At 67.7% G+C, this 337-nt stretch carries 1 protein-coding gene; it reads right to left on the bottom strand.

What is annotated here, in order from left to right; translation table 11 throughout:
* Window positions 1-38: 38 nt before the first annotated feature.
* Window positions 39-337: hypothetical protein (locus Q5762_RS37595; RefSeq protein WP_315896804.1), on the bottom strand; the 299-nt coding region annotated here is incomplete at its 5' end.

Here is a 337-nt window from a genome sequence, read left to right on the forward strand (position 1 = left end):
GGTGGTTGAGGCTACGGGCGATCTGCTCGGACAGGCGGTCACTCATCACTGTCCTCGATGGTGGCGAGCTGCCGTATGCGCGATTCTGCGGGCCTATCTCGGTCTGGGGGTCCACAGGTACCACCCCGGCCCTGTTCGTCGCTCTCCGTGGCGCGTGGCGTGAATGGCGCGGCGTTTCGGACATGCGCCCCGTCTCGCAGTGCCACGAATCCGGCGAGTTCGTCGCACATGCCTGCCCCGGCGCTGCTGAGGTGGGCGGCGACGGTGTGCAGCGGGACGCTGTCGGCGATGATCGCGAGGTGGTTGATGGCGTCGGCGATGCGCTCGGTCAGTGTGT

Origin of the sequence: Streptomyces sp. P9(2023) (genome assembly GCF_032436795.1) — a bacterium.
Classification (GTDB): Bacteria; Actinomycetota; Actinomycetes; order Streptomycetales; family Streptomycetaceae; genus Streptomyces.